At 37.0% G+C, this 19,945-nt stretch carries 16 protein-coding genes and 1 tRNA gene; 2 read left to right on the top strand and 15 right to left on the bottom strand.

Annotated elements, in window-relative coordinates; genetic code table 11:
- Positions 1-8 precede the first annotated feature (8 nt).
- Together KME09_16060 and KME09_16055 are read right to left on the bottom strand one after the other, a co-directional pair.
- Entirely contained in the window at positions 9-1,817 is a 1,809-nt protein-coding gene (locus KME09_16060) for a hypothetical protein (GenBank protein ID MBW4535450.1), read from the bottom strand.
- Between the two features lie 136 nt (positions 1,818-1,953).
- A tRNA-Ser gene (locus KME09_16055) sits at positions 1,954-2,040 on the bottom strand.
- Between the two features lie 325 nt (positions 2,041-2,365).
- Here KME09_16055 and KME09_16050 point away from each other — a divergent pair.
- The gene (locus KME09_16050; protein MBW4535449.1) at positions 2,366-2,734 is read left to right on the top strand and encodes a 2Fe-2S iron-sulfur cluster binding domain-containing protein; all 369 of its coding nucleotides are present in this window, start codon (positions 2,366-2,368) and stop codon (positions 2,732-2,734) included.
- 139 nt (positions 2,735-2,873) lie between these two features.
- On the opposite strand, the gene KME09_16045 is transcribed toward KME09_16050, so the two are convergent.
- From KME09_16045 to KME09_16030, 4 genes are all read right to left on the bottom strand, one after another.
- Complete coding sequence (locus KME09_16045; protein MBW4535448.1) at positions 2,874-3,122, bottom strand: DUF2164 domain-containing protein; 249 nt, start codon at positions 3,120-3,122, stop codon at positions 2,874-2,876.
- 163 nt (positions 3,123-3,285) lie between these two features.
- The gene (locus KME09_16040; protein ID MBW4535447.1) at positions 3,286-3,900 is read right to left on the bottom strand and encodes a sugar transferase; all 615 of its coding nucleotides are present in this window, start codon (positions 3,898-3,900) and stop codon (positions 3,286-3,288) included.
- A 95-nt stretch (positions 3,901-3,995) separates the two neighbouring features.
- On the bottom strand, positions 3,996-4,610 hold the full coding sequence (locus tag KME09_16035; protein MBW4535446.1) for a sugar transferase: 615 nt from the start codon (positions 4,608-4,610) through the stop codon (positions 3,996-3,998).
- A 19-nt stretch (positions 4,611-4,629) separates the two neighbouring features.
- The gene (locus KME09_16030) at positions 4,630-5,784 is read right to left on the bottom strand and encodes a glycosyltransferase family 4 protein (GenBank protein MBW4535445.1); all 1,155 of its coding nucleotides are present in this window, start codon (positions 5,782-5,784) and stop codon (positions 4,630-4,632) included.
- Between the two features lie 184 nt (positions 5,785-5,968).
- Between KME09_16030 and galE the strand changes: the two genes are divergently transcribed.
- Complete coding sequence (gene galE / locus KME09_16025) at positions 5,969-6,952, top strand: UDP-glucose 4-epimerase GalE (protein ID MBW4535444.1); 984 nt, start codon at positions 5,969-5,971, stop codon at positions 6,950-6,952.
- Between the two features lie 84 nt (positions 6,953-7,036).
- Here the strand turns inward: galE and KME09_16020 are convergent, their stop codons facing one another.
- The 9 genes from KME09_16020 to KME09_15980 form a co-directional block, all read right to left on the bottom strand.
- Positions 7,037-8,236 carry a glycosyltransferase gene (locus KME09_16020; protein MBW4535443.1) on the bottom strand — a complete coding sequence of 400 codons (1,200 nt, stop codon included), beginning with the start codon at positions 8,234-8,236 and terminating at the stop codon, positions 7,037-7,039.
- A 119-nt stretch (positions 8,237-8,355) separates the two neighbouring features.
- Positions 8,356-9,963, bottom strand: a complete 1,608-nt coding sequence (locus tag KME09_16015; GenBank protein MBW4535442.1) for a DUF4091 domain-containing protein — start codon at positions 9,961-9,963, stop codon at positions 8,356-8,358.
- A 72-nt stretch (positions 9,964-10,035) separates the two neighbouring features.
- Complete coding sequence (locus KME09_16010; GenBank protein ID MBW4535441.1) at positions 10,036-11,289, bottom strand: O-antigen ligase family protein; 1,254 nt, start codon at positions 11,287-11,289, stop codon at positions 10,036-10,038.
- 74 nt (positions 11,290-11,363) lie between these two features.
- Positions 11,364-12,467 carry a glycosyltransferase gene (locus KME09_16005; protein MBW4535440.1) on the bottom strand — a complete coding sequence of 368 codons (1,104 nt, stop codon included), beginning with the start codon at positions 12,465-12,467 and terminating at the stop codon, positions 11,364-11,366.
- A 5-nt stretch (positions 12,468-12,472) separates the two neighbouring features.
- Complete coding sequence (locus tag KME09_16000; GenBank protein MBW4535439.1) at positions 12,473-13,579, bottom strand: glycosyltransferase family 4 protein; 1,107 nt, start codon at positions 13,577-13,579, stop codon at positions 12,473-12,475.
- A gap of 12 nt (positions 13,580-13,591) precedes the next feature.
- Positions 13,592-14,965, bottom strand: a complete 1,374-nt coding sequence (locus KME09_15995) for a virulence factor MviN (protein MBW4535438.1) — start codon at positions 14,963-14,965, stop codon at positions 13,592-13,594.
- Positions 14,966-15,634: 669 nt separating this feature from the next.
- Positions 15,635-16,489, bottom strand: coding sequence for a class I SAM-dependent methyltransferase (locus KME09_15990; protein MBW4535437.1), 855 nt, complete (start codon positions 16,487-16,489; stop codon positions 15,635-15,637).
- A gap of 489 nt (positions 16,490-16,978) precedes the next feature.
- On the bottom strand, positions 16,979-18,595 hold the full coding sequence (locus KME09_15985) for a DUF4091 domain-containing protein (GenBank protein MBW4535436.1): 1,617 nt from the start codon (positions 18,593-18,595) through the stop codon (positions 16,979-16,981).
- Between the two features lie 317 nt (positions 18,596-18,912).
- Complete coding sequence (locus KME09_15980) at positions 18,913-19,896, bottom strand: class I SAM-dependent methyltransferase (GenBank protein MBW4535435.1); 984 nt, start codon at positions 19,894-19,896, stop codon at positions 18,913-18,915.
- Positions 19,897-19,945: the final 49 nt, after the last annotated feature.

Below are 19,945 nucleotides of genomic sequence, written 5' to 3'. Positions count from 1 at the left end.
GTTATTAATTAAGGAATATTCTCTTGTCCGTTAATATCAGTGTAGATAATTTTAGTTTGTAATTTAGCTTCCACAGTGATATCAGGGCAAGAACTAGCGATCACCAGGGTTTTAGCATGATCGAGAGAATTGACTTCTGATGCTTGAGGACATCCTGAAATTAATTGAAAATCTAAATTCCTGATTTGATAAGCAAAATAATAATATCCGTGAGTAATACTTCCTTCATTCATATAGATTAATGCAGGTTGATTAATCAGAGTTACAGCTTCTATGGCTGAAGATATTTTACTACTTACATGGAGTTTATAAGGTTTAAGAAAAGATTTTGCTACAACGTAAATGGCTAATATTGATAATAAAATCTTGAAAGCTTTCTTGCTACTAAAATTAACTTGCGCGAATATTTTAATAACACAAAATATAATTAGAGGGACAATATAGGTGAAAAAAAACTTACTTTGGCGATATTCTCCAGGTAAGATTAGATATGAAACAGAGTAAATACTATAAAGACTAATTAATAATTTAAACCAGTTGGCATTTTGGGGACTAGCTTTAATACAGTATTTAATAGTAGTAAATCCAACTATCAAAGAAGCGGTAATTAAGAGCATTGCGCCAAAATCTTTGGGAGTTCCGCCCGTTCTGGGCATAAAGTCTAAAAATGACCAAAAAGGGATATAGTTTAACTTTTGTCCATGTTCAGCATCAGAAATATCAAAATGCTTTACTACCTCACTAGTATCCAAATACTGAGAAATAAAGAGACAAACTACAAAGGAAGTAATCAGAAAAATTCGTAGCAGATATTTATAGCGACTTTGACGATCTAAACTAGAATTAAAGACGATACCACTCATAACTGCAATCATTATAAAGGGTATCTGAGAAGGATAAAATCCCGCTAGAGCAATAATAGCGATCGCAAATTTAACTAGATAAATATTGCTAATTTTTTGAGAAGTTAGTAAATCTTCAAGAGCATAAACTAATAAATAGACACATAATAAATTCGACCAATAAAATTGATCTTGTAGCCAGCACCAAACAGGCTGAAAGACAATCAAAATAATTAAAGCGATCGTGGCAATTGAATAATTTAATGAAGAATTTAAATTTGACTCTGTTTGAATTAAAATTAAATATTTTAAAATAATTCCAGCTAAAATTAAAGAAGTAACAATAGTCGCTGCAATACCCACATCCCGACTAACATAAGCAAAAGTTGCATAAATAAAAGTGCTTAATAGTTTGGGAGAATTATAAAGAATATCAAGTATCTTTTGATTATTCTCTAACTGTATTCGAGTTGCGTCACCTAAGAAAATAATACTGCGTCTGATATAAAGAAAAATATCAGTATTAAAGCCAGAGGGAATATATTGCGCTTCGACTAAAGAGCTTGCTTTAATTGCTGCTCTAAGTAAATAATTACTGAATAATAAGAGCCAGACCAAAGCATATTTCCAGTTAGGTAAAGGAAGCGTAAATTGCTTTTTAATTCCTGAAAAATGAGCATAACAAAAGCTAAATAGTAAGCAGATAATTGAAACTACTGTTGATAGCTTTAAAATCAGTTGGACTTGAGGGAAAACCCCAACAACTTTACAACTAGTAATAATCAAGGATAAAGTTGCGATCGACGCAACCAAAATATCTTCAAACTTGAAACGATGATTTTGATTAAACCGTAAATGCCAAAGGCTATTAACCACACTTAAAGTACTATAGCCCAACACATAATAAAGTGGCAGTAAGAGCAAAATCGACAGTAAGCTTGATGTCAATAGCTTAAGTAGCAAAAATTTAGTCATAGAATTGGTCAAAATGGTCAAAATAAGCAACTTAACTTAAATGATTGACCACAGACAAGCAAAAAAATAAAATTCTGCTAACCAGCTTGAATTGCTCTGGGCAAAAAGTTATCAAACCCCAAGCATTAACTTAAAACGGAGAGGGAGGGATTCGAACCCTCGAACAAGTCACCCCGTTACAGCATTTCCAATGCTGCGCCTTCGACCACTCGGCCACCTCTCCAGATGACTCACGAACTATAATTATACATGCTTAGTTGCTACTGTCAAAACTTTTGAACTTCTTTTTTACTGTAGACTACAAATTAAGAGGATGTCTGAGAACTCAATTCTGTTATGCTTAGACCCTAGCAGATCCCCCCTAGCCCACGGCAGTCGCTACAACGGAGGAAACCTCCGCAACGCGCTGCCTCCCCTTAACAAGGGGGGAATCGGAATCAAAGTCCCCCTTAACAAGGGGAATTTAGGGGGATCTACCCACTGGAAACGTAGCAATTAGACTTTTCAGATATCCTTTAAGCATTAATCACTAAATATTTTTGACTTAAATGACTAAAACCCATATTGTCAAAGTTCACGATCGCACTACGGGAAGACAATACATCGTCGAAGTTCCCGAAGATCAATATATTCTCCAAACTGCCGAAGAGCAAGATGCTAAGTTACCTTTTCTCTGCCGTAATGGTGCTTGTACGAGCTGTGCTGTGAAGGTTATTGCGGGAGAGCTAGCTCAACCAGAGGCAATGGGTTTATCTCCCAAACTAAAAGAGCGGGGTTATGCTTTGCTCTGTGTTAGTTATCCTCGTTCTGATTTAGAGGTAGAAACCCAAGCTGAAGATGAAGTATATCAAATGCAGTTTGGTCGCTATTTTGCCAGAGGTAGAGTTAGATTTGGGTTGCCTTTAGATGAAGATTGATTGGCTCTAGCCTGAGCAAAAAAGGTCTTTACTTAAATCAGCTAATTGATTCTACAATACTGTTGAAAGTATGGCGATCGCTTCTTTTGGCTTAAGCTGAATCGGCAGTAATTAACCAAGTAAGAAAAAATAGTTAACTTTACTTTTCCCAATAACCAAACTCTGGTTCATAGCAAGTATCTTCAAGATCGCTTAATTTATTCTCCATAAAGGATCGTGCATCGATAATTGCTCGATTATAAACACTGGGACAGATTTCTTGTAAACAAAAGTCGAGAAATCGTGAAGCTTTGAGATCGCCAATGTCTTCATCAAGTTCTTGTTCAAAGTATCGTTTGATTGATTTAATTAACTGCTGTTTTGTTACTTTAGATAGTTTTATAGTCATGCCATTGAACCTGAAACAATAAATCGGTTTGAGATTAGCTTGTGACTTTTGAGACTTTTAACCACAAGTTATAGCAAGTATGGATAATGACTTTAAATAGAGTAATTTCCCAAGTCCCCAAGTCCCTAAATTAAAACATTTAACTGTTCATCCGAACCTGATATTACTGCTTGGATGCAGTTCCCATAAACTCAGTGGAAGTAGTATTTTGATCTTCGTCTATTCCTTCTTTAGAGACAATTTTAATTACAGTCTGTAAGAGGATTTTCAGATCCAGCCACAGACTCCAATGGTCAATATACCAGAGGTCTAGCTGAAACTTTTCTTCCCAGCTAATAGAATTGCGACCGTTAATTTGCGCCCAGCCTGTAATGCCAGGAGCAACTGCATGACGACGAGCCTGTTCTGGCGTATAGCGTTCGAGATAAGCAGCAATTAGAGGACGTGGCCCGATTAAGCTCATATTGCCCAGCAACACATTCCAGAGTTGAGGTAATTCATCTAAACTGGTTTGGCGTAAGAATTTACCCAGAGGAGTTAAACGCTGCATATCAGGTAGCAATTTACCATCACGATCTCGCTGGTCAGTCATGGTGCGAAATTTATAAAAAGTAAAGATGCTATTATTTTTGCCTCCTCTCAACTGAGAAAAAACAACTGGGCTACCCATGTTTAAGTAAATCGCGATCGCTAAAATAGCCAAAAATGGTGAGAGGAGAGTTAAGGCGATCGCTGCTAACAATCTGTCCAATAAAGATTTGATCAGTCTACTAAGCATCGGGAAATTTCATTTTTCAAGCAAAGTTTGAGCAGAATTTCTATTTATCTATATTTATCTAGATATTATGGTGACTTTTAAACTATTCAGCAAGTTCAGCGATCGTTGCCTAAAAACTCTCCTCCACCAGTGGTATAACCTTCTTGATCGATGTCTTTTTGCGCCACTACTGCTAATATCGTCAGCCAAATAATTTTCAGATCCAACCCCAAACTCCAATTATCGACATACCAGACATCTAGTTCAAACTTTTTAATAAAGTCTCCATCTAAGTTACGCCGACCATTAACCTGCGCCCAGCCCGTAATTCCTGGCAATACATCATGACGACGGGCTTGTTCTTCGTTGTATAGCTTTAAATAGCGTACTAACAGTGGGCGGGGGCCAACAATGCTCATTTCACCCTTAAGGACATGCCAGAGTTGTGGTAGCTCATCTAAACTAGTCTTACGCAATAGTTTGCCAATTTTAGTCAGGCGCTCGTCATCGCTTAACAATTCTCCCTCACTATTTCGAGCATCAGTCATGGTGCGGAATTTACAAAATTGAAACACGCGACCATTTTTACCTGGGCGAGCTTGGGTAAAGAGAATTGGCGTACCCATCTGGATTCTCACGGCGATCGCCACCAGTAAAATTACAGGAGCAAGAATCGATAAAGCCAAGGCTGCCACTAAGCGATCGGCAATAGTTTTGATTAATTTAGCCATCTTAAAAATTAATTGGTAGTTAATTGGTAGTTTGTCTTGCTAATGCTCGATCGTAAATTTGAGTATATTGCTCAATAATATTCTGCACATCATACATTGCCATTTTCTGACGACCATTGGCACCCATTTTAGCTGCCTGTTGGGGATGATCGAGCATCTGGGCGATCGCCTGACTTAAAGCTGTAATATCTCCCACCTCTACTAGTAAACCGCAGTCATCTGCCAGTAGATCTTGAATACCACGAATTTTGGTGCCGATTACGGGGGTGGCAGCACAAAAAGCTTCCATAATACTGCGAGGTAGACCTTCTCGCCCAGATGTCAGCAGCAGAGCTTTACTGGCGCAAATTAAAGCAGGTATATCATGGCGAAAACCTAAGCAATGGACTTGTTTTGATAGTTTCAACTCCTGGGCTAACTGCTCTATTTCTGGTCGGGCATCACCATCTCCTGCTAAAGCTAGGTGTACTTCAGGACGATTAAGCAGCTTGAGGGCTAATAGCTGATCGCGATGGCGCTTGTTGGGAGTGAACTCGGCAACAGTTAATAGCAAAACATTTTCAGGCTGGAGCTGCAATTCCTGACGGATTGCTTGAATTTGCGACTGACTAACCTGATGGCGATCGTATTTATTCAGTTCTAGTCCAATCCCAGGAGTATAAAAAATTTTGTCATCAGGTAAAAGATGATGTTTCCTAGCAGCAGCTTCATCTTCGCGATTAATCGTAATTAGATAGTCAGTCCACCGTCCTGCAAACCGTTCAAGATTTAAAAAGATAAAATTTGTTACGGGATGTCCTTGTTGATGAAAATGGAAACCGTGAGCCGTATAAATAACTTGAGGCTTCTGCTTGGTTTTTAGTTGTCCCAAAGCATAGCGAGTCACAAAAGCTGCTACAGGACTATGGATATGAACCAAGTCATAATTACCCTGAATCACAATTTCTTGAATGCGGGGTACGGCATTAATTAAATTACGCGGATCTAGAGGATTGCGAGACCACGGTACATCCCAGACGGAGTTAAATGAGCTAACACAGGCTGAGTTGCTGGTAATATCTACGGCCACCCCATCCACCTGCCAACCTGAATTACGATAATAATCTACAAAAGGTAAAATAAAATCTTCAATCATCCCCGCGATTGTCGCGACGATCAACATTTTGCGGGTCATTATTAATAAATATAAATTATATGTAAGTATGGCTTAAGCAAATTTTCTTGGATGTTACAAGATTATTGCTATTTTTAAGTAAAACGTCGAAAAAAACAATCTGGTATTCTAAGTTATCTTTAAAAGTTTAATTTACTGATATATTTAGCTTTGTAATCTAAAAAATTTTAGAATCTCATTTATAATGGCTATTCTCGTCACAGGAGGAGCAGGATACATCGGCTCTCATTCCGTACTAACACTACAAAAAGCGGGCTACGAAGTAATTGTACTGGATAACCTTGTCTATGGTCATCAAGACCTAGTAGAGACGGTTTTAAAAGTTAAGTTGATTGTCGGCAGTACTTGCGATCGCTCTTTACTACGAGAAATCTTCGCCACCCACCAAATTGATGCTGTGATGCACTTTGCAGCCTATGCATATGTTGGAGAATCCGTTACCCAGCCAGCAAAATATTACAACAATAACGTGGTTGGTACGCTAACTCTTTTAGAAGCCATGTTAGAAGCAAATATTCATCAGTTTGTCTTCTCCTCCACCTGTGCCACCTATGGTGTACCAGATTCCGTACCCATTACAGAAGACCAGTCGCAAAATCCCATTAATCCTTATGGTGCAACTAAGTTGATGGTGGAAAGAATCCTCCAAGACTTTAATCAAGCTTATGATTTTCGTTCCGTCTGTCTACGTTATTTTAACGCTGCGGGAGCAGATCCTGAAGGTAATTTGGGGGAAGATCATCATCCTGAAACTCATCTAATTCCCTTAGTTTTACAGACTGCTTTAGGTCATCGCGAATCAGTTTCCATCTTTGGTACAGACTATGACACCCCCGATGGTAGTTGTATCCGAGACTATATTCATGTTTTGGACATTGCCCAGGCTCATATTCTCGCTTTAGAATATTTGATCGATGACGGTGCAACAGACGTTTTCAATCTGGGTAATGGCAGTGGTTTTTCCGTTAAGGAAGTAATCGAAACAGCGCGTAAAATTACAAGTAAAGAAATAAAAGTTGAATTAAGCGATCGCCGTCCAGGAGATCCTCCCTCACTAGTAGGAAGTGGGGCAAAAGCTAATAAAATTTTAGGCTGGCAGCCTGCCTACTCCAATTTAGATGATATTATCTCCCATGCTTGGCAATGGCACCAAAAGCGGCATCAATAAACAGAAATTCATCACAGAGTAAAATTCTCAATTGCTTGATTGTTGCGTTGTGTTTAGGATAACCTATACCAGCTGTCTTGAGAGCTAATTTTGCCGCTCAATTATGCTTTGATAAAGATCTTCATATTGAGCGACTATTGAAGTTAAAGAGAACTTATCGATAATTCTACGGCGAGCAATTTTACCTAAATCTGCTTTGGCAGATGTATCCATCGTAATTACTTCTTGCCAAGCTTGAGCAAGTGCAGTGGGATTTTTTGGCGGTACAACTTTGCCCGTGTCGCCGACAATCCAAGCAGAATCACCAATGTCTGTCACTACACAGGGTACTTCACAGGACATAGCCTCACCAAGTACCAAAGGAAAAGCTTCTCCATAAGCTGAGGAAGAAGTTAATATGTCCAAAGCAGGTGTGATTTGCGGAATATCACTACGTTGCCCTAAAAGATATACACTATCACCAATGCCCAATGTATCAATCAAGCTAGTTAAGGCTTGGTTTTGCTCATCAACGTTTGTACCGACCATCACGAATTTAGTTTCAGGATGTTCGATCAAAAGCAGCTGAGCTGCCCGCAAAAAGTTAGCATGATCTTTCATCGCATGATATCGAGCAACAGAGCCAATGAGAAAAATACGCTCGGCAATATTTAATTCTTGACGAAATTTCTGCCTAATCTCAGCTGAAGGCTTAAATTTAGAGGTATCAAAACCGTTAGGAATAACGCAGCTATTAGCTTTAGAATAGCCAATTTTTTGATGTTGAGCTTGGCTTTTTTCCGAAACAAAAGCAACTCGATCCACATACTTAGAAGACCAACTACCAAAGCGAATTATTCCTTGAGTGAGAGGTTTTTCCGAAGATATAGCATGGAGAGAGTGATGAATACTCCATAATACAGGAGTCTGCCGATTAATAAAAAAATTGAAAAATTGCGCGGCTAAGTTAGCATGATACATCCAACCCTGAATCATGTCTGGCTTAACTTGTTTAATTAATTCAGTCATGCGTCTAGCTGAGTTGATGGTCGGTTTTCCCTCTAACATTTTGACACAGTACACGGGAATTTCTAGCTGCTCAATTTTTTCTCCATATATTCCTTTATCCATCAAGGAAATCACAGTTGGTTCAAAGCGATCGCGATTGATACTGGATAATAGACTAAGAAGCATCACCTCTGCTCCCCCAGATGCCAACCCAGTAATAATAAATAATATTTTAATTTTACTAATTTTGTCTTCTACAGCATTGTCAATCGCTGTGTGATTTGAATCTAACTTCATCTATTTAATCATCCTGAAAAATTAATTAAACAAATTAAACAATAAAAAAAGTTTATTTTTTAATCCCAATTTTAATATTTTAATGCTCACATAGAAATTTTTTATCCTCATTATTGAGATTAACTTGACTGAGATAATTGATGAATTTTTGTGCCTAATTTTTGTCTAGCTAAATCTAAACTATTAGTGTCTTTTGTCCAATTTGTCCAATTTGCTCCCACATTTCTGACAATTTTCATAGCCCAATCTTGATATCCAAGCTCTTTTAAGATTTCGGTATATTCATAATCTTCCATTCCTTCTCTAATCCGTTTAAGCCGAATGGAAGGAACAACCTGATTTAAACCTACTTTGTCCCCTGGATAGAACAACATCTCTATGCCAGGATAATCTATATCCCCCTGTACATAAATCGGTACTTCTTGCCAAGGATTTTCTGTCCAAGTATCTACTCGTGCAAGAAGAACACCTTTTAAATTCAAACTTTGGGCAATCCATCCTTGAGGAATACGGAAATTAATCGGTGGGGAATCCAAATGCCATAGAGGAGAATAATCTGTACTATATCCTGTATAAAACCAAATCTCATCTCCTTGCTTTTTTACTTCCTGAATTTCAAATTTTGCTTCCTCATGCATTAAAGGATTTACAACCCAAATATCTATCTGATCGTATAAATCTGCTCTGGGTTTCATGACGGCAAGATGTTTCAATCCTGCTTGATGAATATTTTTTGCCCATTGTTTTAACGGGGTTTCCAAATTTTTACATAGATCGATTTCATCTACCGAAAATACGTATTTCAATAAGTTCGATGGATATTGAGCTGAAGCTTCTTTGAGTTTATTTACTGAGGGAGCAGGATCCATTTGGCAGGTGTGATAGTTAGCTCCACTCCAAAAAGGCAAATTCACCGATTTGACACCCAATCTCTTAAAAGCATCTTGCTGATCTGGATACTTAATTCTTTGACTAGGCATTAATCTATGTTCAAGTAGCAATGTTTGTGCTTCAATTCCCCTGTTTTCCCAAATATTAAAGTAAGAATCTATTGATGGCTGTACGGGTAGAGTAAAATTCCAGACTGTTAAATCAATCTGACCTTCGGAGATACCGCGATCGCTTTCAATCGTAAATTTTCCTTGATATTCTCCAGGAGCAGTAGATGGTGGTACAAAAATATCAACCCAAATCGGTTGATTTGTTCCCGCTGCTAAATTAAAAGGCACGGCATCCAATGGCGCATTTTGAATATCTTTACCTGTATTGGGATCGACAAAGGGAATTAGAGCATCTGCATACCATCCCTGACCACGAGTGGGATTAGCTGGCCATCCTGAATAACTAGGGCGATCGAGTTTTATATAGTGTTCTCGATAGAGAGTAATGTTATCTTTGCTAATTAATTCTCCTTGAGAGTTTTTTAAGTCAGACACAGTAAGATTAACGTTACTCAGATTTCCTGGTGGAGCTTGAACGACAATTTGAAACGCTTCGTATTCTCCTTTGGCTGCTTTTAAGTTTATTTTTCTTAACCTCGCCAAATCATCATCTGTCAAGATTGGACTAGGTTGATTGAGTTCAACAGCTTCCATAGCTGAAGCAGTCCAAAACAAAGGATCGGTTTTAATCTCACTCTCGCTAATTGCCGAATTACTCAACACAGCAATCATGGTTAAAAATATTAAGATGACGGTCTTCGCGATGTTAGTGGAAAAGTTAAACATACTACAGTTAAGTTTGTGCCAATTTAAGACTTTGAGTCACAAAAGCAAGGTTGATCTAATAGTTCAAATTCTTTAACTATTAAGAATACTGGTTTCACTACTGTGTTTAGCTAGGTTTGCCATAATAGCGTAAAAAATTAATGAGCAGAATTCATTCATCAGGGTATGGCTAAAAAATCCCTGAAACATAATAAAAACCACAAAAGCTGCCCCTTGTTTTTTGAATTCTCCTTCTGCTTGCCAAACAGATGCTAAGAGTAAGGAAGGGAAAAAAAAAGCGCCTAAAAAGCCAAATTCTACCATCTGATCTAAATAGGTATTGTGACTTCTTTGAGCCACTCCTGTGGTGGAGAGGGTGGCAGTATTTTCTCCAGAACCCAAGCCATTACCAATAAAAGGATGCCTCGAGAATTTTTCCCAAGCAACCTTGACATGATCTTCACGAGAGGCTTTAGAGCCATCTTTTTGTTCTAAAGGATTGAGCAAAAATTCCACCCTTGCCAGGGAATCTTTGTTAAATAAAGTTTTACCATCAGAACCTTTTAAATATTTAAGTTGACCAAGTTGAGTCGATAAAATCGAAATTGTGACCATAAAAAATACTATTAAAAGAGGCATTTGGTGGCGAGGAATGATTTTCTTGATAATTAAAAAACCCATGACTACAAACCACCCAGCAATTGAACCTCGAGAAAAAGTTGGTGTAATGCCAACAAATATTAATAGAGCATAAAATAAACGGTATCTAGGTTTAATTATGTCAATAGTGGAAATCATTCCCACAACCAGTGCAATCCCAGCGACATTAGAATCTTCATAAACTCCAGATGATCTTCCTGGAGCCCGTTGTTCTACATAGAAAGCCAAGGGATAAAAAAATTCATAAATATATAATAATATATTACACAAAGTTACAAATAGAATTGTCTGCTTAACCCATTTGGTTACTAGAGGATGATAAGCAAAAATCCCTAGCATCATAATCAAAAAGATAATTGTGCGATATTGATCTTCTAAATACTGCTGCTTGGGAAGCACTGGTTGTATTAAAATTGAAATAAATGATGCTGCAATATAGAAGCCAGACCAAATTACCAGAGGTCTGGACAAATCTTGAAGTCTACTTAGCAAAGAGATAAAGAGGGGGACAGATGCCACCAAAAACCCTAACATCCAAACTAAAGGAATGGGCAACCCATGATGATTATTAAAATATACATCTGATCTAGTAAAAAATACTAGGGTAGATGCGATCGCCAAAAATCCTTGATAATAAGTTATGAAGGTAGCTTTTGTCTGATTTTTTGATTCGGTTGAACTAATCATTGATTCTTTAGTATAAAAGCTAAAAAAGTGATTGATATTTGAACCTTGTCTCGATCAAGATTGTAATTTGCCCTTTATAGTTCGTTGAGCAAAGATAAATATGCTGCTACGACTCTTTCAGTAGAATATTCATTGGCACGCTGGATTAAAATTTCCTGTTTAAGAGGATTGTTGAGAGTTTTGCCCATTGCTTCCCCTAAAGCTTCAGAATTTTTGCTCGGAACCAACAAGCCATAAGTTCCGCGATCTAAAATTTCTTCTGGTCCACTAGGACAGTCTGTAGACACAACGGGACAACCACAAGCCATCGCTTCAATCAGTACCGTAGGTAATCCCTCTGCTTGAGAGGAGAGAACAAAGCAACTGGCGTGTTTCATATAGACATAGGGATTTTTAACAAAACCAGGTAATAAAACATCCTCACCAATACCCAAATTACCAATAATTGCTTCTAAGGCTTGACGCTCTTCCCCTTCTCCTAAAATAATTAAACGGGCTACTTGCTGTTTTCTTACCTGAGCAAAAGCATTCAACAAATTAGGAAAATCTTTCTGTGAATTTAATCTGCCCACCGCTAAAAATACTGGTGGCGCATCGACAGTAAACCAAGAGTGTTCTAAACTAGCTTGGCTTTTACTAATTAAATCTTCATTAACTACAGGATTATTAAGTACCCTAACTGTTTCTTTCTTTAGTTTTAACTGTTGTTCTAAATCACGAGCAACACCTACGGAAACTCCTGCCACTGCATCAGCACGAGGATATAACCATTTCATCAATAGTTCAACTAGTTTCGCCCGCTTGAGCTTACTTTTAGAGGTAGATAATGTATTCTGTTCGACCAAAACTAGCTTAGTCTTGATTCCTGATAATTCTTTAGCGATTGAAGCTACGACATTAACATGACCCATATTACCAATCACCGCCCAAGGATGATTTTCCTTCAGGTAGCTGATCAAAGGTAAGGTGGCTTTGATTGCTCGACCACTATTCAGGTCAACAATTCTTACTTCTGGGGGGACTAAATCTAAATAAGGGCCCTCTTTAGTAGCGAGAACTAAATCTAGGTCAAATTCATCTCGTTGAGCTAAGCCTTTAAGTAAATTAACTACTGCCTTTTCGGCACCACCACCATGGAGGGCGTCAAGAAAAAAAGTAATGCGTTTCCTATCAGTCATTAAATTTATGCCTCCAATAATTTATTCATTAAAGTTTCCCATTCTGTCACTATGGCATCCAAACCAAATCTTTCCAATACTTGAGGAGCGTTATGAGCAAGTTTTTCTCTTAGGGCTTCATCAGACATTAAATTTTCCATCGCTGCTGCCAGAGCAGCTACGTCTTGATTAGGAACCAAAATGCCATCAATATCCTGACGAACCATTTCACTAGGACCACTGGGACAATCTGTGCAAACCACGGGCAAACCGCAGGCTAAAGCTTCTCCATGAGCCATGGGAAACCCTTCATTTCTTGAAGCCATGACAAATATTTTGGCTCTTTTTAGTACTGCAAAAGGATTACTCAAAGCTCCCGTGAAAACAACTTGGCTGGACAAGCCTAAATCATCTTTCATTTGTGACAACTGTTCGCGTAATTCTCCCTTGCCCAAAATCAGCAATTGCCAGTTTGGAGATTTAGAGGCAATTTTCGCAAAAGCTTGTAGTAACAGATCAAATCCTTTTTGTTCTGTTAATCGACCCATACTAACTAACCAGTTTTTTTGCGGATCAACTTGTGGAGGTAGTTGATCCGCCTGCTCATTGTCTTTAACCATAATCGGGTTATAAATTACGGCTCTTTTACTCTTTGGCAGTGAGGCAAAACCCAAATCAACCCCTTGACTAACGCTAACAACACAAGAACAAAAGGGATATGTCAAGCGCCTTAAAGTTTCCCATAAAAGTCCATAAGAAAAAACTCTAGCATCATTATGTTCCGTTATGATTAGAGGATACTTTGTCCCGAGTAGAGCAAGTATAGTAGTGACGTTGGTAATACGGAGGAAAGAAATGACAACATCAGGAGTACTAGACTGAAGAGCTTCTCTGGTTGCAGTTATACGTCCAGTATTGCTTTTGAGCGCCGTTATTAGTCCTGTCGATGAACTTAAAACCCCGAGAGCAATTCGAGAGCATTCACTAGGTAATTCATAAAAGTCACTGTTTTTCTCAGACAAGGTGACAACCTTTACATTATGCCCCCGCTGGATAAATCCTTGTGCCATCGAGACTAAAACTCTTTCGGCTCCTCCACAGCTAAGGCTTGAAATTACTAAAGCTATTTTCATGGCTAAATTTATTTAATTACTTTCTAATAATATTTTTTGCAAGTGTTTGTTGGTTAAGGTATACAAAAAAACAAACGAAATAAGATGTACTAAACTAGTAGACAAGGCTAGTCCAGCAACTCCAAGCCAAAAAGAAAACACATAATTTCCGATTATATTTGCTATTAAGTTAATTGCTGATCCCCAGGCTAAATAATAATTTATTCCTAGCGAATTAATTAGTCTAACTACAAAAATTGATGCAATATAAAAAGGAATTTGTAGAGCATAAAATATTTGAATTTGAGATACTAACTGTGTATTTTCAGTAGTAAAAGATCCTCGCTCAAAAAGAATTTGAACAATTAGTTTGGAAGCTAAAATAAATAATAGTGTCAAAGGAATCATAGTAATGAAAATCAGTCTTAAATAATATTTAAAAGTATGATTTATCTTGCGCCAATCTTTTTGAGCAATAGTTTGAGAAAAGTAAGGAACTACCGCGGTTCCCAAGGCTATGGTAACTAAACTCAAGGGAAGAGCAATGACACGATTGGCATAGCCCAATGCTGCAACACTTCCAGGCGATAACATTCCCGCCATAGATTGATCTACTAAATTGGTACTACACATTAAGAAAGAGCCAACTATTACAGGAAAATATTCTTTGAACACTAGATCTAAATTGGCATTATCTTTCAACCACTGAGGTCGTAAATCAATTCCCTGTCTAAGCAAGGCTATACCTAAAACAATCATCTCGCTCAAAGAGCCACAAATTAGTCCCCCCGCCAACGCGTAAATTCCCCAATCAGGAAAAGCGAGTAACATAATAACCGTAGCTAAAGGGGTAAGCACTGGAGAAAAAGCAACAAGAGCAAATTTTTCTCCAGCGTTCATTACTCCACCCAAAATATTGATAACTCCATAGAGTAGTATTGAAGGGGAAATCGACCAAAGTAAACGATTCGTTAAGTCTAGCTTGGCGGCAGAAAATCCCGATGCCATTAGGGGTAAATAGAGGGGAGCAGTAACTGCGATCACAATCGTTATTACGACAAGTAACCCGATTGCCCTTGTCATAATCCCAGAGAATAATTGTTGTGCTGCCTTTGGACTCTCCTCTTTGACCTTGATATAGGTGGGAATAAAAGCAGTACTTAAGGAATTCGCTACTACAGTCGTAACAAAGGCAGGGATTACTAATGCCATAACAAAAGAGTCAATCTGGTCTCCCGTCCCGAATCGCCAGGCAACCACTAATTCCTTGCCGACAGAAGCAAACTTGCTTAACCCAGTTACTAAACCGATGATAATAGTTGCTGTAAAAATTTGACGATTAATTGAACCTTTGGCAAAATCACGCCATATATCTAGATATTTTGTTATTTTTCCGTTAATTTTCATCATTACTATCCAGTCTGTTCGTAAAGCTCTATGGCAACAAAAACTAAGTACATTCAGCTACTAACAAATACTATTCATTACTCCTCTCGTGTCCACAATTCGAGGATGACCACCAGCTTTAGCAGTGTAAGGATTCAGGTACCTCAACTCAAGTTAAAGAAAAGCTTTCAGAATTACTGAGCATGGCAAACTGCTAACCGTATTAGCAATAATTACGAAAAAAAGCATTTCAGCTATGTTTATTGAGAATAACGTTTTATGCTAATTGCTGAAAATTTCTTTTTATATAAAGGCTTGAACAATTTTATATGACCTAAATCCTTAATTAGCAGCTAAGATATCAAATTTTCTGAAGCCATATAGCAATCCTAAATAAAATGAGAAATTTCTATTACCTACTAACTATTTGCCCTAAAGGATTACCTCTGGTCACGAAGCTTATGCTAAAGCCCTAAAGGATTCCCTTCGGTCTCATTTGCGAAGCTTATCTTTTAGGACTACCTAAAAACCAATCAATGTAGTTTCATAAATCAAATAGGACTGCTATAGTCTAATCTTTATAGTTAATTTTTCAACTAAGTAGGTGGGTAGAATTAAATATAAAATAAGAACGTTCTATTTCTCCCCCTGCTCCCCTGCTTTGCTCCATTTATAATTAATTACGCCTATCTACTTATTCTTCTTTTTGGCAATAATTGTAATGCCCAAAAAATTGTTTACTAAAATATTAGAAGTAAGTTTATTTCTAATAACAAACGGTACAGCATTTAAAAAATTTTCTGTCCACTGATAGATAAACAAAGGTGGTTGTAAATAAACTCCACGAAAACCAAAACTAACTTTAATATTAATAAATCCCACTTGACTAAATAAATTAATTAACTCTGTCACAGTATACTCTTTAAGGTGAAAGCACGTGGCAGTTTCATCAAAATATTTAGAGACATCATGGGGACCACTTAGTCGATTAGGAGTGATACAAATATAAATTCCCGATTCAGCTAATGATTGATAAATGTTTTGGAGCTGTAAAAAAGCATCATCAGGATGCAAATGTTCCATTAATTGATCGCTGTAGGCAATGGTTACACTATTGGTTGCAACAGGAATGCTTACACCATCAGAAATAATTAACTTGAAGTTTTCTGGATGATGGTTATTTTCGGTGACTTCCGAAGAAACATCTACCGCATAGACTTGCTTAACTTGTTGGCAAACAGCTAACGATAAACTACAGTCACCGGGCCCAACTTCTAGGAAGGTAGAATCAGGTTTAAGGTAATGTTTAAGTAACTGTAGTTTTTTATAAACTGATATTTGGCGAGATTTATCATCAGCTTTGCGAGTTAGCTGAGAATGATAGGGGATATTAGTAAATAATTCATCATAAACCTCTGTATATAACTCTGCTCGCTCTTCTCTACTACTATTGCGTAATTTATCTGCCAATTTTTTCTCTAATTGGTAATGTTCAACAATTTGTTCTGGAGTTCCATGATCACTTTTCTTTAATTTCTTAATCACTTTTCTTATTGATAGCTCGGTTTACTAAATATTAAGTCAGATTATATTATATTAACCTGAGTTCGGGTTAAGCAGATTGAGGTAAAAAACCAATCAAGATAAAGGCTAGATTTCTTAGGTTGATGGCAGTAAGCAATCAATCTGCAAAGGACATTAACGCAAAAATTAACAGTCCTAGAGGACTAGCTCCTTACGTCGCGTCGCGATCAATGACGAGAATGTTCAATTTGAGAAATATTTTTTAGTTGAAAATAGCTCATGTTCAACAAGAGTTATTGATTGGTAATTTAGATTTTTATTAATATTAGATAAAAGCTAATCAGAGTTAATCATTATATTTGCGGACAAACTCAATAATTTTATTATTTGTTAACTTGATTCTATCTGTAGGTAGTATACAGTCATTTTATTGTTTTTCTAATAATATTTTGATAAAGTTTTCGCAAAAATATAGTGAAAATTTATAATTTTGCTCCGTTATTTTGAAAACTATTTATGATAATTGTGCATTAATTCCTGAATTCGATTACCTAATTTTACTCGGGTTTCTTCCAGTACTTGAGGCTCTTTAGTCCAATTATGCCAATTGCTTGCTACAGGTTGAATTGTTTTTAACGCCCATGCCTCTTCACCGAAGTTCTTGAGAATAGCTATATATTCATAATCTTCCATACCGTCCCTAATTCTTTTTAATCGTAAAGAAGGAACAACCTCTTTCAGTCCAACTTCTTCGCCAGGATAAATTAGCGCGCCATCTCCAGGAAAACTACGCTCATTACTATATTGATAAACTGGAAGTCTATACCAAGGAACACTAGGATTTGCAGTAATTTTATTAGGATCATGACCCCAGGCATCAATTCTAAAGTATAAAATCCCTGTTAAGCCCAAATTGGGAGCTATGAACCCTTGAGGAATACGAAAATTAATTGGCAATGCATCGATTGTCCATTGAGGAGAATAATCTGTATGGTATCCAGAATAAAACCAAACTTGATCTCCTTGTTTCATCGCTTCAGTAATTTCTGCGTCCCCAGTCTCGTACATATTGGGTTGTATAACCCATATATCTACATCTTCATATAGTTCAGGTCGAGGTTTCATGACGACCAGATGTTTAATCCCAGCTTCATGAATATTATCCGCCCACTGCTTAAGAGGTGAGATTAGGTTTTTGCATTCATCAATCTCATCAGCAGAATAAATATATTTTAATAAACTATCATCATATACATCTGCGGCTTGTTTAATTTCTATGACACTAGGAGCAGGACTCATTTGACAGTTAGTATAATTTGCCCCGCTCCAAAAAGGTAAGCGAACAGAGTTTAATCCCCATTGATTAATTAACTCTTGTTGTTGCTCAGGTCTAACGTGCAGTCCTGTAACAACTTTGTGTTTGAGCAATTCCTCGGTTAAATTTTCTCCTCGCTCTTGCCAAGGAATAAAATGGGAATGCATCGTCGGTTTGAGAGGTAACTCAAAATCCCAGACAGTTAGGTTAATTTTCCCTCTTTTCTCTCCTTGGTGGTCAGTTGTTACAGTGTATGAACCTTGATATTCTCCAGGCTTTGTATCTCTAGGTACATAAATATCTAACCAAATAGATTGATTTTCGTTTTCTAACACATTAAAGGGAGCAGCATCTAACTTAGCTCCTTCTAAATCCAGACCTGTATTGGGATTGACAAAGGGGATTAAACCATCAGGATACCAACCCTGACCTAAAGTAGGATTACCCCTCAAGTTATTCGGACTAGGTGTATCAACGTATACATAATGTTCACGATACAAAGTAATATTTTGGCTAGAAATAAGATCTTGATTATTATTTTGTAAATCGGCAACAACTACATTAACACCTTGCAAATTTCTCCCTTTAGGGGACTGGATTACTATTTGTAATGATTCATACTCACCTTTAGCTGCGTATAATTGCAGATTATTTTCTGTAGAATTATTATCTCTATTGTTTTGGTTAAAAAGATTAAGGTTAAACTGTTGATTATCAATCTTTTGACTAATTCGCTCTAAAGATGGTTTGATGAAAACTTGAAAGCTACTCTCTAGATTACTATTACTCTGAGTTGTCTTATTAGTAAACAATACAGTTAGCAGAGCAAATAATACTAATACAATAATTTTTAGCAATGAAGTACCTCACTCGATTTAGTAAAAATTGAGAAAAAAATTAAACCTGTTGTTTTCAATCTAGGCAAGATCTAAAACAATAGATAGCAAAACAATTTCTGCTACTACAACATAAAGATTCTATTAATTACTTTTTCAGGTCGGCTGTTTCAAGACAATTACCCGCTTTTGCAGGTAAAATTGTCGTCTCAATTGTTTTCCACTACTCCTCTGTCAAGCCAATACAATTGTATTTTAAATTTAAATCGCCAAGTTATAGTTCGCTCAAAAAACTATTTTTTAATTACCTTGAGAAATATATTGGAAATTGCCAGATCACTACTGTTTACATTGGCAAACTCTGAGGCAAATTTATAACGATATTGATCGACAAAATCATTCGCTTGTTTTAATTTATCTGGATTAATGTCTGCATATTGTTGAGGAGGATTAATCTCATCAACTTCCACTAGGCGCTGTACTAAAATCGAATAGTCAATTAAATCTTTTTGCTTGAGTGCTTCAAGAATCTCTCGATATCGATGTGTCAAAATTCGATTTGGTCTGGCATTGTTTTTAGTAGCAAGAGTATAAGCAAAAGAAGGAATTTGGAGATAACAAAGCTCTGGATTTTCAGGAGTGAACATACCATGATCGCGAAAATCAATGAAGTGAAACATCTGTCCCCCAGGCTTAAGACATTTCACCATTTGAACTATACAATCTAAAGGATCGTATAGATGCTCTAACACAGCACAGGAAATTATGTAATCGTACATTGTTTCATCTGTTTGAGCGCACTGTTTAAAGTAATTTTCTGCGGCTATGCCAATTTTCCAATTAACCCCAGAAATTGCTTTTTCATCCCATATATCCGTAGTCTTGAAATGATTTAAATCATATTTATCTGCCAAAAGTTGATAAATTTTACTTTGCTGTTGTAAATTGCGATCGCTATAATAGCGATCGATTAAATCTACTTGGGTGCAACCTTCTCCTCTAAGCAACATCGCTACCCCAGCACTATCTCCTGGACCTAACTCGGCAACTTTTCCAGAAAATTTCTCGATGCCACCAAGTTTTTTGTAGTCTTTTAAAATACTTTCGATATAAGCAACTGATTCTACTTCCGATTGAGTTCGCAAATGCACTGATCCAGAACCAGAGCTTATTTGTCCTACTGATAATTTAAGACCTTTGATGAAATCATCTACTATGTAAGCAGATATTTTTGCATAAGGAAAGCGTTTTAACCAATCATGTTTTGCCTTTAACATTATTATTTAAAAGTGTGTAAATTAGTATGTTTTTCCAGCATATTACCAT

This window comes from Pleurocapsa minor HA4230-MV1 (assembly GCA_019359095.1).
GTDB classification, from domain to species: Bacteria; Cyanobacteriota; Cyanobacteriia; order Cyanobacteriales; family Xenococcaceae; genus Waterburya; species Waterburya minor.
Note: the sequence above shows the minus strand (reverse complement) of the source record. Positions and strands in the feature narration are given on the sequence as shown.

Coding starts and splice junctions, on each gene's coding strand:
- KME09_16060 (MBW4535450.1), bottom strand. CDS start 1,817: ATGACTAAATTTTTGCTACTTAAGCTATTGACATCAAGCTTACTGTCG.
- KME09_16050 (MBW4535449.1), top strand. CDS start 2,366: ATGACTAAAACCCATATTGTCAAAGTTCACGATCGCACTACGGGAAGA.
- KME09_16045 (MBW4535448.1), bottom strand. CDS start 3,122: ATGACTATAAAACTATCTAAAGTAACAAAACAGCAGTTAATTAAATCA.
- KME09_16040 (MBW4535447.1), bottom strand. CDS start 3,900: ATGCTTAGTAGACTGATCAAATCTTTATTGGACAGATTGTTAGCAGCG.
- KME09_16035 (MBW4535446.1), bottom strand. CDS start 4,610: ATGGCTAAATTAATCAAAACTATTGCCGATCGCTTAGTGGCAGCCTTG.
- KME09_16030 (MBW4535445.1), bottom strand. CDS start 5,784: ATGACCCGCAAAATGTTGATCGTCGCGACAATCGCGGGGATGATTGAA.
- galE (MBW4535444.1), top strand. CDS start 5,969: ATGGCTATTCTCGTCACAGGAGGAGCAGGATACATCGGCTCTCATTCC.
- KME09_16020 (MBW4535443.1), bottom strand. CDS start 8,236: ATGAAGTTAGATTCAAATCACACAGCGATTGACAATGCTGTAGAAGAC.
- KME09_16015 (MBW4535442.1), bottom strand. CDS start 9,963: ATGTTTAACTTTTCCACTAACATCGCGAAGACCGTCATCTTAATATTT.
- KME09_16010 (MBW4535441.1), bottom strand. CDS start 11,289: ATGATTAGTTCAACCGAATCAAAAAATCAGACAAAAGCTACCTTCATA.
- KME09_16005 (MBW4535440.1), bottom strand. CDS start 12,467: ATGACTGATAGGAAACGCATTACTTTTTTTCTTGACGCCCTCCATGGT.
- KME09_16000 (MBW4535439.1), bottom strand. CDS start 13,579: ATGAAAATAGCTTTAGTAATTTCAAGCCTTAGCTGTGGAGGAGCCGAA.
- KME09_15995 (MBW4535438.1), bottom strand. CDS start 14,965: ATGAAAATTAACGGAAAAATAACAAAATATCTAGATATATGGCGTGAT.
- KME09_15980 (MBW4535435.1), bottom strand. CDS start 19,896: ATGTTAAAGGCAAAACATGATTGGTTAAAACGCTTTCCTTATGCAAAA.